This window comes from Kutzneria sp. CA-103260 (assembly GCF_018263855.1).
Lineage (GTDB): Bacteria > Actinomycetota > Actinomycetes > Mycobacteriales > Pseudonocardiaceae > Kutzneria.
In genome coordinates, this window is sequence record NZ_CP073318.1 from 11,200,924 (window position 1) to 11,215,679 (window position 14,756).

At 70.6% G+C, this 14,756-nt stretch carries 15 protein-coding genes; 6 read left to right on the forward strand and 9 right to left on the reverse strand.

The genetic code is table 11. From position 1 onward, the window contains the following. The first annotated feature begins 67 nt into the window (after positions 1–67). Both JJ691_RS50400 and JJ691_RS50405 read left to right on the forward strand, forming a co-directional pair. The gene (locus tag JJ691_RS50400) at positions 68–274 is read left to right on the forward strand and encodes a hypothetical protein (RefSeq protein ID WP_211766448.1); all 207 of its coding nucleotides are present in this window, start codon (positions 68–70) and stop codon (positions 272–274) included. Between the two features lie 333 nt (positions 275–607). Continuing rightward, complete coding sequence (locus JJ691_RS50405) at positions 608–2,074, forward strand: catalase (protein WP_211766449.1); 1,467 nt, start codon at positions 608–610, stop codon at positions 2,072–2,074. Here the strand turns inward: JJ691_RS50405 and JJ691_RS50410 are convergent. Genes JJ691_RS50410 through JJ691_RS50420 form a run of 3 tightly spaced genes read right to left on the reverse strand, consistent with a single transcriptional unit; the run spans position 2,071 to position 4,737 of the window. Then, positions 2,071–2,964, reverse strand: coding sequence for a LysR family transcriptional regulator (locus JJ691_RS50410; RefSeq protein ID WP_211766450.1), 894 nt, complete (start codon positions 2,962–2,964; stop codon positions 2,071–2,073). The genes JJ691_RS50405 and JJ691_RS50410 overlap by 4 nt on opposite strands. Next, positions 2,961–3,803: an alpha/beta fold hydrolase gene (locus JJ691_RS50415; protein WP_211766451.1), complete on the reverse strand. Its 843-nt coding sequence runs from the start codon at positions 3,801–3,803 to the stop codon at positions 2,961–2,963. Before JJ691_RS50415 ends, JJ691_RS50410 begins: the two co-directional genes overlap by 4 nt. Before the next feature lie 13 nt (positions 3,804–3,816). Next, positions 3,817–4,737, reverse strand: coding sequence for a ketopantoate reductase family protein (locus tag JJ691_RS50420; protein ID WP_211766452.1), 921 nt, complete (start codon positions 4,735–4,737; stop codon positions 3,817–3,819). A gap of 105 nt (positions 4,738–4,842) precedes the next feature. Here JJ691_RS50420 and JJ691_RS50425 point away from each other — a divergent pair, with 105 nt between their 5' ends. The 4 genes from JJ691_RS50425 (at position 4,843) to JJ691_RS50440 (ending at position 7,991) form a co-directional block, all read left to right on the forward strand. Beyond that, complete coding sequence (locus JJ691_RS50425) at positions 4,843–5,415, forward strand: TetR/AcrR family transcriptional regulator (RefSeq protein ID WP_211766453.1); 573 nt, start codon at positions 4,843–4,845, stop codon at positions 5,413–5,415. A gap of 177 nt (positions 5,416–5,592) precedes the next feature. Further along, positions 5,593–6,735 (forward strand): MFS transporter, encoded by a 1,143-nt coding sequence (locus JJ691_RS50430; protein WP_211766454.1) that lies wholly within the window; start codon positions 5,593–5,595, stop codon positions 6,733–6,735. After that, complete coding sequence (locus tag JJ691_RS50435; protein ID WP_211766455.1) at positions 6,728–7,285, forward strand: CGNR zinc finger domain-containing protein; 558 nt, start codon at positions 6,728–6,730, stop codon at positions 7,283–7,285. The genes JJ691_RS50430 and JJ691_RS50435 overlap by 8 nt, the downstream gene beginning before the upstream one ends. Before the next feature lie 58 nt (positions 7,286–7,343). Further along, entirely contained in the window at positions 7,344–7,991 is a 648-nt protein-coding gene (locus tag JJ691_RS50440; RefSeq protein ID WP_211766456.1) for a response regulator transcription factor, read from the forward strand. Here the strand turns inward: JJ691_RS50440 and JJ691_RS50445 are convergent. The 6 genes from JJ691_RS50445 to JJ691_RS50470 form a co-directional block, all read right to left on the reverse strand. Further along, complete coding sequence (locus JJ691_RS50445; RefSeq protein WP_211766457.1) at positions 7,988–9,484, reverse strand: hypothetical protein; 1,497 nt, start codon at positions 9,482–9,484, stop codon at positions 7,988–7,990. The two genes, JJ691_RS50440 and JJ691_RS50445, sit on opposite strands and share 4 nt — an antisense overlap. After that, positions 9,469–10,281 carry an ABC transporter ATP-binding protein gene (locus tag JJ691_RS50450; protein WP_249227561.1) on the reverse strand — a complete coding sequence of 271 codons (813 nt, stop codon included), beginning with the start codon at positions 10,279–10,281 and terminating at the stop codon, positions 9,469–9,471. The genes JJ691_RS50445 and JJ691_RS50450 overlap by 16 nt, the downstream gene beginning before the upstream one ends. 79 nt (positions 10,282–10,360) lie before the next feature. Next, positions 10,361–10,852 carry a DM13 domain-containing protein gene (locus JJ691_RS50455; protein ID WP_211766458.1) on the reverse strand — a complete coding sequence of 164 codons (492 nt, stop codon included), beginning with the start codon at positions 10,850–10,852 and terminating at the stop codon, positions 10,361–10,363. Positions 10,853–10,942: 90 nt separating this feature from the next. Then, positions 10,943–11,512, reverse strand: a complete 570-nt coding sequence (locus JJ691_RS50460; RefSeq protein ID WP_249227562.1) for a TetR/AcrR family transcriptional regulator — start codon at positions 11,510–11,512, stop codon at positions 10,943–10,945. Positions 11,513–11,522: 10 nt separating this feature from the next. After that, complete coding sequence (locus tag JJ691_RS50465) at positions 11,523–12,464, reverse strand: SDR family NAD(P)-dependent oxidoreductase (protein WP_211766459.1); 942 nt, start codon at positions 12,462–12,464, stop codon at positions 11,523–11,525. 187 nt (positions 12,465–12,651) lie between these two features. Continuing rightward, a complete protein-coding gene (locus tag JJ691_RS50470; protein ID WP_211766460.1) occupies positions 12,652–14,652 on the reverse strand; it encodes a helix-turn-helix transcriptional regulator in 2,001 nt (666 codons plus the stop codon). Between the last annotated feature and the right edge of the window lie 104 nt (positions 14,653–14,756).

The following is a 14,756-nucleotide window of genomic DNA, read 5'->3' on the forward strand; positions in this document are numbered from 1 at the left end:
CCGAGCGATTCTTTCGGCGATGCGGTACCTTTCCGCGCACACCCATGCGAGACGAAGGAAAAGCCCGGTGAACGAGCCCGTCATGCGTGCGCCGTCCAACGAGCGGGTCATTCGGCTGCGGTCGGCGGCCGAGGTCAACGAGGCGGTCGATCAGTACCTGGTGCAGGGCTTCGAGGTGTGCGGCGCCACCGACGGCCGGCTGATCCTGGCCCTCGGCTCACGCCGCGTGGTCATTGTTCGCGCCGACGGACACGGATTGCGGTCCATCGGGTGAAAGCCGTTTCCGGGCGGCGGTGAAACGGGCATGATCGGCGGTGCGAATACTCGCCCGAGTGTCACCCGGGCGAGCGGAATTCGGCAAGTGTGAGCCAGCTGGCTGCCCCGCCTCAAGTGTCCCTTGTGCTGTGAAGGGCCCCTTCCTCTCGTTCAACGTCAGGAAGGGACCCTTCGTGACGTGGGGTGTGCCGGGAGGCCTGCCGTCCGGGCGTGGGTGGCCCTCGCCCGGGCGGCCGTGTCTCGATCCGTGGGGTCGCTGTCTTGATCAGATCGTTTTCTTGACTCATTCCAGAGTACGTGGTTCGGTGGCGGTGACCCCCAGGGAGGCGTGATGGCTTTCGAAGAGAACACCAAGCCGCTGACGACCGCGGCCGGCGCGCCGGTCGCCGACAACCAGAACAGCCTGACGGCCGGGCCGCGCGGCCCGATGCTGTTGCAGGACCTGTGGTTCCTGGAGAAACTGGCGCACTTCGACCGCGAGGTGATCCCGGAGCGGCGGATGCACGCCAAGGGCTCGGGCGCGTTCGGCACGTTCCGGGTCACCGGGGACATCACCCGCTACACCAAGGCGGCGCTGTTCGACCGGATCGGCAACGAGTGCGACCTGTTCATGCGCTTCTCCACGGTGGCCGGCGAGCGCGGCGCGGCCGACGCGGAGCGGGACATCCGCGGCTTCGCGACCCGCTTCTACACCAAGGAGGGCAACTGGGACGTCGTCGGCAACAACACCCCGGTGTTCTTCTTCCGGGACCCGCTGAAGTTCCCGGACCTCAACCGCGCGGTCAAGCGCGACCCGCGCACCAACCTCCGTGACCCGGAGAACAACTGGGGCTTCTGGGTGAACCTGCCCGAGGCCCTGCACCAGGTCACCATCGTGATGAGCGACCGCGGCATCCCCAAGTCCTACCGGCACATGCACGGCTTCGGCTCGCACACGTTCAGCCTGATCAACGCCGACGGCGAGCGGTTCTGGGTGAAGTTCCACTTCCGCACCCGGCAGGGCATCCAGAACCTCACCGACGAGGAGGCCGGCCGGGTCATCGCCGGCGACCGCGAGTCGCACCAGCGCGACCTGTACGAGGCGATCGAGCGCGGCGACCATCCCAAGTGGACGCTGCACGTGCAGGTCATGCCCGAGGCGGACGCCGACGACTACCGGTTCCACCCGTTCGACCTGACCAAGGTGTGGAGCAAGCGGGACTACCCGCTGATCGAGGTCGGCGAGCTGACCCTGAACCGCAACCCGGACAACTACTTCGCCGACGTCGAGCAGGCCGCGTTCACCCCGGCCAACCTGGTGCCGGGCATCTCGTTCAGCCCGGACAAGATGTTGCAGGGCCGCCTGTTCTCCTACGGCGATGCGGCCCGCTACCGGCTGGGCGTGAACCACCACCAGATCCCGGTGAACTATCCGCGGGCCGCCGGCCTGGTGAACACCTACCACCGGGACGGCGCGATGCGCGTGGACGGCAACCAGGGCGGCGTGCCGGGCATCGAACCGAACAACTTCGGCCGCTGGGCCGAGCAGCCGGCGTACGCCGACCCGGCGCAGGCCGTTGGCGCCACCGCCGACCGGTTCGACTTCCGGGCCGACGACGACAACTACTACCAGCAGCCCGGCGACCTGTTCCGGCTGATGACCGGCGACCAGCAGCAGGCCCTGTTCGACAACACTGCCCGGGCCATCAAGGGCGCCCGGCCGGAGACGGTCGAGAAGCACATCGCCAACTGCGCCAAGGCCGATCCCGCTTACGGCGACGGCGTGCGCAAGGCGTGCGAGGCGATCGGCGCGCTCTAGACCGGCACGCCCTGGCCCTGCTCGGTCGGCCGGCCCCGCTGGCGGAGGTCCGCGGCGAAGCGGGCGGCCAGCGTGTCGGACGGCGAGGCGACGACCACGACGATGTCCCGGCGGATCGGCGGCGTGAGGCGGCACACCACGCCCGATCCCCGGGACGTCAGCGCCGAGGACGGCACGATGGCCACCCCGATGCCGGCCGCGGCCAGCTGGGCCGCCGTGCGCGGGCTTCTGGTGCGCAGCACGGGTTTCAGCTGGACTCGGTGGTGCGCGGCGAGCTGGTCGATCCAGGCTGACAGGCCGTTGTCCCTGGTGTAGTGGACAAACGGCTGGGTGGCCAGGTCGGCCATCGTCACGGCGGCGCCGGCGAAGGCGTGCCCTTCCGGCGCCACCACCACGATCTCCTCTTCGCCGAGCAGTTCGAGGTGTTCGTCGGTCGCGGTCGGCCGTGGGCCGACGGCCAGATCCACCGTGCCGGCGGCGATCGCCGCGACCATCCGGTCGGCGCTGCTGTGCTCGGCCAACTCCAGGGTCACCTCGGGTCGCCGGATCCGCCACTGCCGCAGCACCGGCAGCAGCCACGCGGTCATCGTCTCGGCGCAAGCGATCCGCAGCCGGCCGTGCTCGCCCGCGCCGACCTGGCGTCCAATGTGGACGGCGTCGGCCGCGGCCCGTAGGGCCTTGCGGGCTTCCTCGGCGGCGGCCAGGCCGGCGGCGGTGACCCGGATGCCGCGGCCGAGCCGGTGCATCACCGGCGTCTCCAGTTCCCGTTCCAGCGCCGCGATCTGGTGCGAGAGCGCCGGCTGCGACATCTGCAGCGAGGCCGCCGCGGCGGTCACCGAGCCGGCGTCCACCAGCGCCACCAGGCACTCCAGCGCCCGCAGGGTCGTCATTTGACGAATTCCGCCACCGTCGACACGAACAGGTCCTGCTGCTCCAGGTAACCGAAGTGGCCGCTCTCGTCCAGCCGCAGATAGGTGGTGTCGGGGATGCCGGCGACGAGCTGGTCGGACCACTGGCGCGGGCAGATGAAGTCGTACCGGCCGGACACCACCAGCGTGGGCACGTCGATCCGGCCCAGCCGGTCGCGCCCGTCCCAGCTGTCCGGCTTGCGCGCCGGATCGTCGCGCACCTGCAGCGTCAACGGGCCCCGGGCCGCGACCGTCGCCCAGTAGTTGGCGAAGTAGGCCGGCAGGATGTTCTGGAGGAACCGGGTGTGCGCCGCCTCGCCCTCGGACGACTCGCCGCCGGTGGCCTGGTTCTCGGTCCACGCCTGTCCGGCGCGCACCGCGTCCGGCTCGTCCGGCCAGCGGCGCACGAAGGCGGCCATCTGGCGGCCGGCCTCCACGAACAGCTCGGGCCCGTACACGGTGGCCGTGCTGTAGGCGATGAGTCCGCCCAGCAGTCCGGGATTGGCCATCGCCAGCTCCAGTCCGACGAAGCCGCCGTGGGAGTGCCCGATGAAGTACGGCTTGGTGGCGCCCAGGTGTTCGATCAGCTTGCGGGAGAACTCCGCGTAGGTGGCCACGCTGTAGCCGCCGCCGGGCAGGAGACCGCTCTGCCCGGTGCCGATCGGGTCGACGTACACCATCGTCAGATGCTGTTCCAGCAAGGGCATTCGCAGGTACGCGGAGTCGATGCCCGGCCCTCCGGAGTGGACGATCGCCACCGGTCCCTGCCCACTCACCTCGTACGCCTGCGCGACGCCATCGATCTCGACGATCTGCTTCATCGGTGACACTCCCTCATGGCCGGCCGGCGGCGTGCACGGACAGCAGGTCGGCGATCGCCCGGTTGGCCGGGGCCGGCACGCCGAGCTTGCGGGCGCGGGCGACGACGTCTCCGCTCAACCAGGCCACTTCCAGCCGATTGCCGCGTTCCAGGTCGTGGTGCATGGAGGAGGTCATGGTCGCCGGCACGGTGTCCACAAAGGCCATTCGGTCGTCGGCATAGCTGCCCGGCAGCGGCACACCTGACGCGCGGGCCACCTCGACGACCTCCTCCATCACGTCGTGCAGGAACGCCCGGGACTTGTCGTTGGCGCGGATCGGGCCGATCGGCGTGCGGGCCAGGCTGGTGGTGCCGGACAGGCCGACCAGGAAGACGAACTTCTCCCAGACCGCGCGCTCGATGCGCGGGCTGACCTCGACGTCGATGCCGCTTTCCACGCAGGCGTCCCGAAAAGCCTCGACCCGCGGCGTCGACTTGCCGCCGTACTCGCCGAACACCAGCTTCTGCATCGGACCCGAGTGCTGGATCACGCCCGGCTCGGCGATGGTGGCCGCGATGTAGCAGACGCCACCCAACACGTGCTCGGGACCGAGAACGCGGCTCAGGATCTCGTCCTTGACCACGCCGTTCTGGAACGACACCACCGCCGTCCCGGCTCGCAGCAGCGGGCGGATCTGCTCCGCGGCGGCCTCGGTGTCCCAGAGCTTGACCCCGAACAGCACCAGGTCCACCGGGTCGAGGGTGCCGGGGTCATCGGTGGCGGTCACCTCGGGCAGATGCAGGTCACCCCGCGGGCTCTCCACGTGCAACCCTTTGGTGCGCAAGGCATCCAGCTGCGAACCGCGAGCGATGAACGCCACGTCGTGCCCGCCCGCGGCCAGCCGTGCGCCGAAGTAGCCGCCGACACCGCCTGTGCCCATCACCGCGATCCGCATGCATCCTCCAATAGATGAATACCCGTACAACTATGCGGGCGCTGTCGACCGGTTGTCCATGACCGAACCATTACCGTTCTTGAACGGGCCGCCTAGAATTGCCTGATGGGCCGGACCAGGGGCTTCGACACCGACCGCGCGCTCGACGCCGCGCTGCGGACCTTCTGGGAGCATGGATATGAGGCCAGCTCCATCCAGGATCTCTGTCGGGCCATGGACGTTCAGCCCGGCAGCGTCTACGCCGCCTTCGGCACCAAGCGGGAGCTGTTCGGCGCCGCTCTTCGCCGCTATGTGCAGACCGTCTCCAGCGAGGCCATCGGCCGCATCACCGCCGCCCCCACCGGCCTGCTCGGCCTTCGGGACTACTTCTCCCACCTTGTCGACGCCATGGTCGACGGCGATCGCCGCTGGGGCTGCCTCATCACCAACTCCCTCGTCGAGTTCGCCGGCCGGGACGCCGAGCTCGCCGGTCTGATGCAGCTCCACCTGGCCAACCTCCGTGCCGCCTTCGCCGCCGCCCTCTCCCGCGCCGAGGCCGCCGCCGAGATCCGCCCGGGCTCCTCGCCGGACCTGCTGGTGGCGGTCGTGCAGGGCATGAACGTGCTGGCCAAGAACCAGCCCGGGCGACCGGTGCTCCAGTCCATCGCCGACGCCGCCCTAGCCGGCCTCACCCCCTGACAACTGCTGCTGGGAAGGGGGCTTTCCCGCGTTCAACGCAGGGAAAGCCCCCTTCCCAGCGTTGGGCCGGGCTCCGGGGTATGCGGTCTTCCGTCGCCATCCATCGATATCCCGCATGACGGTTGCCACGGCCTCTGCCCAGAGTAACCATGAATTCGGTTACTAAGGAGGTGGGCGGTGCGGAGCTGGGTGCGGGCGGCGTCGGCGGTGGTGGCGGTGGGGTGGGGCGCCAACCAGTTCTCGCCGCTGCTGATCGTGTACCGGGACCAGGACCATCTCCCGTCGGCGCTGGTGACGGCGGTGTTCGGGGCGTATGTGGTGGGCCTACTCCCGGCGCTGATGGTGGGGGCGAGGCTGTCGGCGCGGCTGGGGCGGCGAGGGGTGATGCGGCCGGTGCTGGTGTTGTCGGCGCTGGCCACCGTGATCCTGATCTTCGCGGGGGAGTCGACGTGGGCGTTGGCGGCGGGGCGGCTGGTGGCGGGGGTGGCCTCGGGGGCGGCGTTCGGGCCAGGAACGGCTTGGATCAAGGAGCTGTCGGAGGACGGAGCGGGGGCCCGAAGGGCGGCGGGGGCGTTGTCGGCGGGCTTCGGGGGAGGGCCGCTGGTTGCGGGTGCGCTGGCGCAGTGGCTGCCGGCGCCGGCGGTGGTGCCGTACCTGGCGCACCTCGTGGTGGTGGCGGTAGCGGCGGTGTTGGCCTGGCATGCGCCGGAGACGAGCCCGCCGAAAACCGGGCCGGTCAGGCTGAGGAAAGCGTTGCGGCATCCGGATTTCCTACGCCGAGTGGTGCCGAGCGCCCCGTTGGTGTTCGGGGCGGCGACGACAAGCTTCGCGGTGCTGCCGAGCGTGCTGCCGGTGCCGGGCGCGCCGATCGCCAGCAGTGGTGCGATCGCGGGCCTCACGCTCGGCAGCGGCCTGCTGGTCCAGCCGTTGGCCCGTCGGCTCGAACGGCGACGGGCGGGCTCGGTGTTGACGTATGGGCTGGTGTTGGCGGGCCTGGGATTCCTGCTGTCGGCACTGTCGGTGACCCTGACCGCGGTGATCCTGCTGGCGCCGACGGCGATCGTGTTCGGCTCGGGTTACGGCATGCTGCTGGTCGGCGGCCTCAGCCGGGTGGAGGCACTGGCCGAGGCCGAGGAACTGGCCGGCGTGACGGCGGTCTTCTACTGCCTGGCCTACGTCGGGTTCGCCGCTCCCTACCTGTTCACGGCGGTCACCAGCGTCGCCCCGGCGGCGCTGGTGTTTGTGCTGGCGGCTGGCGTCGTCGCGGTGCTGGTGACCGTCACCGCATCGAGTAACCGTAGAGTAGGTTACTATGAGTGACACGCTACCGCGCGTTCGGGTAACGGCCCAGCTGCGGGAACTGCGTTTCGACGCGGGCTCGCCGGCGCTGAACCTGCTGGCCACGATCGGCCGCCGGCCCAGCGCGGGCATCGAGCGGCTCACCGACGTCACCCGGCTGAAGACCTGGGCCGAGGGCATCGGCTACCCGCTGGCCGAGGGCGAGGCGACCGGCGACACGCTGGCCGAGCTGCGCCGCCTGCGGGATGTGATCTTCACCGTCGTCACGGACGCGATGGCCGGCCGGCCCCTCGACGTCGATGCGATCAACGCCGCTGCCGCGAGGCCCCGACTGGTGCCAGACCTCGACAACTTGCGATGGACCGCCCCGGCGCTGACCGGAGCGCTGGCCCGGGACGCGATCGACCTGCTGCTGGACCCGGCCCGCCGGACCCGGTTGCGGACCTGCGACTCGGCGGTCTGCCGCATGGTCTTCCTCGATGGCGCCGGCGGCCGGCCCCGCCGCTGGTGCTCGATGGCCCGCTGCGGCAACACCAGCAAGGCCGCCGCCCACCGCCGCCGTGGCCAGTAGCCCAAGATCCGTGCTCAGGAATCCGCCGATCGCCGGCGAACAGTCAGGGAGTCGAGCCATGGAACCGGTCGCCCTCCGTGTCGTCGGGCCGGAGCCGATCGCCGGCCAGATCGCCGTGCGGGTCGTGGCCCCGGACGCCATCGGCGCGTCCGGGCTGAGCCTGTTGTTGCGGAGCCATCCCCGGATCGTCGACGCCGACCGGCCCGACGTGGTGGTGTTCTCGGCCACGCGGGTCGACGCCGACACCATCCGGCGCCTGCGCGACCTCGGCCGGTCGGACGTGCCGATCGTGCTGCTGGCCGACACGGTCAGCGAGGCTTCGCTGCTGGCGCTGATCGAGTGCGGTGTGGTCGGGATCGTCGACCGCGGCACGGCCAGCGGCGTCGAGCTCACCGACGCCGTGCTGGCCGCGGCCGCACGGGAAAGCGTGCTGCCCAAGGAGTTGATGGGCAAGCTGATCGGGCTGGTGCGCACGATGCAGCGCGAGACGCTGGCGCCGCTCGGCCTGAACGCTGTCGGGTTGACCGAACGGGAGGTCGAGGTGCTGCGGCTGCTGGCCGACGGTGCGGAGACCGCGGAGATCGCCCGGCAGCTGACCTATTCCGAGAGCACGATCAAGCACGTCCTGCACACGCTGTCCACCCGCTTCAAGTTCCGCAACCGGGTGCACGCCGTCGCCTTCGCGCTGCGCGCCGGCGTGCTCTAGGAACCCAGCTGCGCCAGGAGTTCCGGGCCCCGGTCGAGCAGCCGCTGCTCGGCGAGCCGGCCCAGCTGCCACGCGGCGAGCGCCCCGGTGAGCACGCCGACCGGCACGGCGAACCAGCCGGCGCCGACGAACAGCAGGATCAGCGACGGCGCCGCGACGGCCGCCAGGGTCAGGATGGCCGCGAAGCGCACCGCGGCCCGCGAGAACCCCGGTCGGTTGTTGCCCAGGGCAAACGGGTTTTCGCCTTGGGGCACCGGGAAAGGCCAGTAGACCGAGAGCAGGACGATGAAGCCGGCCGCGGCGCCGAGCATCGCCGGCAGCACGCCCAGCACCCACGGATAAGCCCAGTCCCGGCCGGTCACGCCGGGCAGGATGACCGCGGCCAGGATGGCGACCGGTCCGACGATCAGCGCCCACGCCCACTGCCGGCCCCGGATGTCGGCTCGGGCCGCGCCGGGGGTGACGATGGTGTGCCAGACCGAGGTGCCGTCGTAGCCGTAGAGATTGCTGAGCTGGAGCACGGAGAGTCCGACCACCCAGAGTCCGGCGAACGGCAGCAGGGCTCCGCTGCCGGTGAAGGCCGGAATGATCAGTCCGATGAGGATGGACGTGAGCAGGATGGCCCGGCGGCGGGCGTCCCGCCACCACATGTGGAGTTCCTTGCTGATCACCGCGCCCACCGGCGTTTTCGCCGACCGGCCGCCGGCCTTGGCACGACGGGACGGCGCGATGTTGGTCGGCGGCGTGGTGAGGCGGCGGGTGAGCAGCCGTCCCCAGAGCCACAGCAGAACACCATCCACAATGGTCAGTCCGAGTAGCGAGCCGGCCACGATCAGCCAGTTTCCGCTGAGGGCCGCGTCGACGGCCGCCGGGCCCCATCCGGTCGGCAGCCAGAGCAACGGGGAGGCCAGGTCGGAAATGTTCTGCGACAGCGTGGGAAGCAAGGCCTGCCCGGCGTAGCGCAGCGGTAGGTAGGACAGGCCGGCCATCGCCGCGAGCAGGACGCCGAGGTCCTTGCCGCGCCGGGATCCCAGGGCCGCGCCGATCATGCTGATGACCACCCGGGACAGCAACACCGTGAACGCCAACGCCAGCACCACGGCGATCACCGCGATGACAGCGGGCAGCACTCCGGTCGTGCCGAAGACCAGGCCGAGGAAAGCGATCGCCGTGGCCACGGGGGCCACGCCGGCGAGGGACGCGCCCAGCAGCCCGAAGGCCAGTTTGGTGGGAGACAGGGGCAGCAGGGCGAAGTTCTCGGGGCGCAGGGTCTCGTCGCCGCCGCCCATGAGGATGGGGCCGACCAGCCAGCCGACCGTCCACACGAGAATCAGCGCGGCCGCGACGGCCGGACCGCCGGTGGCGATGAACCGCAGCGAGAAGACGCCGGCGACGAGGCCGACGAGGGCGCCCATGACCAGGCTGGAGACCCTCGGACCGGTCAGCGAGTGTGAGAGCACCCGCAGTTTCATGCGGATCAGGACGCCAACCACGACAACCCTTCCCCACCACCGGTCCGCCCACCCACCAGATGCACGAACGCCTGCTCCAACGACTGATCCCCCCGCACCTGCGCCACCGGACCACTGGCCACCACCCGACCCCGAGTGATCACCGCCACGTGGTCACACAACTTCTCCACCAGATCCATCACATGACTCGACAACACCACCGCCCCACCCGACGCCACGAACCGCTGCAAAATCGTGCGAATCGTCGACGCCGACACCGGGTCGACGGCTTCGAACGGCTCATCGAGCACCAACAACTTCGGCGCGTGCAACAACGCCGTCGCCAACCCGATCTTCTTCCGCATACCCGCCGAGTAGTCGATCACCAGGGTGCGCTCCGCGCTGGTCAACTCCAACACACCCAACAACTCGTCCGCCCGCGCCGCCACCGTCGCGGTGTCCAAACCGCGCAGCAGACCGGTGTAGGTCAACAACTCCCGGCCGGTCAGCCGCTCCGGCAGGGCCATGCCGTCGGGCAGCACCCCGACCAGGGCCTTGGCCCGCTCCGGGGACTCCCACACGTCCACCCCGAAGATCCGCACCGACCCGCCGTCCGGACGCAGCAGACCCACCGCCATCGACAGGGAGGTGGTCTTCCCGGCCCCGTTCGGACCGACCAGGCCGAAAAACGATCCCCGTGGAACCGTCAGCCGCACGTCGTCGACCGCGACCGTGGCCCCGAACGTCTTACGCAGGCCGGACATCTGCAGCGCCGGGGCCTGCTCCACCGGCTGTTGCCCGTATGTGGGCAGCGGCGGCGCCTCTTGGTCTTCCCTCATGCCTGTCGATGCTGCCGGGCCCGCACCGGCCGCGGATCCTGCCGCGGGCCGGTGCGGGCTCGGCCAAAGGTATGACTCCTCAGGCCGTGACGGGCGCCACGCCGAAGCCCACCGAGAACCGATCACACCAGATCAGCACGCTCCTGTACTTCGACACGTCCGTGCCGGCCGGCACGTCGTAGACCTCGTTGCCCTTGGTCGCCTTCAACGACCCGAGGTCCAGATAGCCGCCCTGGCCGAACGCCGAGTCGCCCGCGTCCTGCGCCTTGTCGGTCAGCCACACGTGCACCGCCGGGCCGTCGCTGGTGCTGAAGTCCCGCAGCTGCACCACGGCCTTGCCGTCCGCGGTCTTCACCAGCTCGGCCTGGCCGCTGGTGGGGTGCTCCAGCGAGCGGAAGCTTCCCTTGCCCACCACCGTGTTCGTGCTCTGGGTGGACACCAGCTGCTCGTTGATGGTGCTGCTGGTGAACAGCTTCCACGGCTGGAACGCCCACAGCGCCAGCGCGGCCAGCACCACGACCACCACCGCCACCGGGACAACAACCTTGCGCCGAGCCAGGAGCGCGCCCATCGGACCACCTTCCGCGTTCGGCCGACCCCCAATGACCGGCCTTCCCCTTCTGCAACGCGGGGCCGGTGGGGTGGTGATCCCGATCGGACCTTACGTGCTGGTGACGGGGAACAGCCCCTCGATCAGCATCGTCAGGTAGCGCCGGGCGGTCGCCACGCGGTCGGTGTCGGGTCCGCTGTGGACCTGCGCGGCGTAGGCGATGCCGCACATGAGCGGACTGAGGTCGCCAGGCCCGATGTCGCGGCGGATGGCCCCGGACTCGGCGGCCCGGTCGAGCAGTTCGACGCCGACCGACCACAGCGTGCGCTTGAGTTCGGCCGTGTGCTCCAGGGCGTCCGTGGCGGCGGCCATGACCACGGGCAGGGACGGGTCGCTGACCTGCGCCTCGACGACGTGCAGCAGGAAGTGCTTCAGGGCGTACCCCGGGTCACGGTCGGCCAGTGCCTCGCGGCCGTGGGCGACCAGAAGTTCGAGGCACGGGGTGGCGACGGTCTCCAGCAGTGCCTCGGCGGTGGGGAAGTGCCGGTAGACGGTGCCGACGCCGAGGCCGGTTCGGCGGGCGATGTCGTTGAGCTGCAAGGGTGTGCCCTCGTTGACGAGCTCGCGGGCGGTGGCCACGATCCGGTCCTGGTTGAGGGCGGCGTCCTTGCGTAGCGGCATGGCCGGCAGTCTAACTGGATAGCGCATCCGGATCGCGCTGGGCGACGGGCGCGTGCCGCTCGCTCAGCCGGCGCACCGCCTCGACCACGCGGGGATCCGTCGCCCTGGGGAACGGCGGCACCGGCGTCGCCTTCGGTCCGATGACCAGGCCCGTGCGGCCGGTCAGCGACTCGTCGGTGGCCGCCACGATCGACGGCCTGGCCGCCACCGACGCCGGCCCCGACGTCGCCCGCTCGAACGTGCGTCGCACCAGCGGCCACAGGAGGCGCAGCCCCGGCGAGACGATCCTCGGTTCCCCCATCCGGCCGTCGGTCATGTCCGTCGCCGCCCCGCCCGGGTCCGCCGCGAACACCGACACGGCCGTGCCCCGCAGCCGTTCCGCCAGGTCCAGCGTGTACGTCAGGTTGGCCAGCTTGGCCCGGCCATACCAGTGGAAGCCGTAGTAGCCGCCGGGCGGCTCCACCTCGTCGAACACCCGCTTCGCCACTCTCACCGCCCCCGACGTCACGTTCACCACCCGGCTCGGTCCGTGGGCGGCCAGCGTCGGCAGCAGCAGCTCCGTGAGCAGGTAGGGGGAGAGGTGGTTCACCACGAACGACGCCTCCACGCCGTTCCGGTGCTGTTTGTCCGGGAACATCGCCCCCACGTTGTTGACCAGCACGGTCAGCGGCTCGTCCAGGGCTGCGATCCGATCGGCCAGGCCGCGGACCTCGTCGAGGGAACCGAGATCCGCGGCGAAGAACCGGGCGGCAGCGGGGATGCCGAGACCGGCGAGATTGCCGGCGCCGGCGGTCGAGGGCCGGACCGCCGCGTTGATCCGCTCCACCGCCCGCTCTCCCCGTTCTGGATCCCGGCCGACCACGATCACCGAGAACCCGGCCTTGGCCAGGCCCAAGGCGGTTTCCAGGCCGATGCCGCCGGTGCCGGCCGTGACCAGGGCTGTCTGTCCCATCGCTCCTCCAGTATATGGATAGGTCATCCGCTTACTGGTGGAAACCGTAGCACTTATCCGGATGACCTATCCACTTGTTGCCGGCGTCACTCGGGCGGGTGGTTGGCGGCGGGTTGTGCCACTGCGTGAAACGGGAGCTCGGGACGCGGCCGATTGATCGTTAGGGTCGGGGCGTGCGGAGAACGGGTCAGCGGCCGGCCTGCCAGGCGGCGACCTGGAACCGTGAGGTGCAGCCGAGTTTGACCAGCACCCGGTTCACGTGGGTCTCGGCGGTCCGCACGGAGATCACCAGCTTCGCGGCGATCTCCTTGTTGCTGAGGCCGATGGCCAGCAGTTCGGCGACCTCGGTCTCACGCGAGGTGAGGTCGGACGCGCGCGGGCTGGGGACCACCGGCCGGGGATCGATGGTGTCGGACCGACGTCTGGCCCCTTCGGCGAAGGCGGCGTCGAAAGCAGCGTCACCGAGGGCCCGGCGTGCGGTTTCGAGGGAGCGGCGGCTCTGCTGCCGGCGATGGGCGCTGCCGATCGACTGGTGTTGGACGGACCCGAAGAGCCGGGCGGCCCGGTGATGATCGGCATGGTCGACGGCGATCCACGCCAGCAGTTCGATCGCCGCGGACTCGCCGAGCGGGTCGCGGCTCGACCGCAGGAGTCGAACCGCTTCGCGCGCATGGACTTCGGCCGGACCGAGATCGCCGGCCGCGTGCACGGCGGCGGCGCTGGCATACAACGCACGGCCGCGGGCCCAGGTGTCGCCCCGGGTTTCGGCGGCGAGCGACCGCTGGGCCAGTCGCTCAGCCGTGGCGTGATCGCCGAGGTGGACCAGCGTCACCGCCCACTCGGCCAGCGCCGTGACCAGGTCGGAATCCGCAAGCAGGGCAACACATTCCCCGTATGCGGCCGCCGCCGTGGCCAGATCCCCCGCGACCAGCGAAGCACCGGCGAAGGCATAGGTGGCCAGGCCTCGCTCCTCGGGATGTCGTGCCTGGGCAAGACTGCGTCGGGCCAGGGCCAGCGCCCCCGAACCGTCGCCGAGCGCCGCCGCCAGCCGGGCGTCCATCCACAGGTTCGCCGTGTCCTTCGTTGGCCTGGACCGGGCCAGCCAACCGAGTCCTTCCTCGACGTGCTCGCGCTGCCAGTAGCCGAACAGTGCCTCCGCCATCGCCCGGGCCTTGCCGTCCCCCAGGCTGAACTCCAGCGCCGTCCGCAGATCGAGATGCTTGTCCCGCAACGCTTCCCGCTTGGCCAGGTCGAGGAAGTGGTCGCGGTGCCGCTCCCGCACCGATGTGGCGCAGGGGTCCACGTCCAGCAACGCCAGTCCGAAGCCACGCAGCACGGCGGGCAACCGCAGGCCCCCGTCGGTGCGGAGCACGATCGACCTGTCCACCAAGGCGTCGAGTGGGCTGGTGTCGGACGCCACGATCTCAGCCAGTGCCTGATCGAAGCCGTCGGCGAAGACCGACAGGCGCATCCACAGGTCGCGTTCGGCCGGGGTGCACAGGTGGTGGCTGCGGGCGATCGAGGCGGCCATGGCGCCGCTGCGGTCGAGGGCGGTCGGGTCGGTTTCCAGCCGGCGCAGGATTTCCGCGAGCGGGAGGGTGCGCAGCCAACGGGCGGTGAGCTCGATGGCCAGCGGCAGTCCGTCGAGCAGGCGGCAGATGCCGGAGACGGTGGCCCGGTTGGCGTCGTCGATCGCGAAGCTGGGGACGACTGCCCGGGCTCGGTCCTCGAACAGGTGCTCCGCACCGCCGGGATGGGGGAAAGGTCCATGACAGGGCAGCGGCGGCAGGCGCAGGACCTGTTCCCCGGGCACGGCCAGGGGATACCGGCTGGTGATGAGCACGCCGGACCCGGGCGTGGTCTCGATGATCGTCCGGACGAGATCGGCGCAGTGGGCGAGCATGTGCTCGCAGCCGTCCAGGACGAACAGGCGCGCACCGGTGGCGACGGCTGGGGGCCGGTCCGAGGGAGGCCTGGTCACGCCGTCAGGGAGGGAGGCGGGGTGGTCGAAACTCAGCCAGGTCACGCCGTCGGGGAAGGCACGGGAGACGCGGTCGGCCAGGCGGCGGGCGAAGCGGGACTTGCCGACGCCGGGTGGGCCGGCGACGGTGAGCACACGGCCGGGGCCGAGCAGTCGCCGGGCGGCCGCCAGTTCGGTCCGCCTACCGACAAAACTGTTCAGGTACACGGAAAATCGTCCTTCACCTCCCGGCCGACGGTTCACCATTGAGCAGCGCCGCCGCCGACGTCAAACCCGGCCGGACGGTTGCACGCGATCGAGTGACGGCGGCG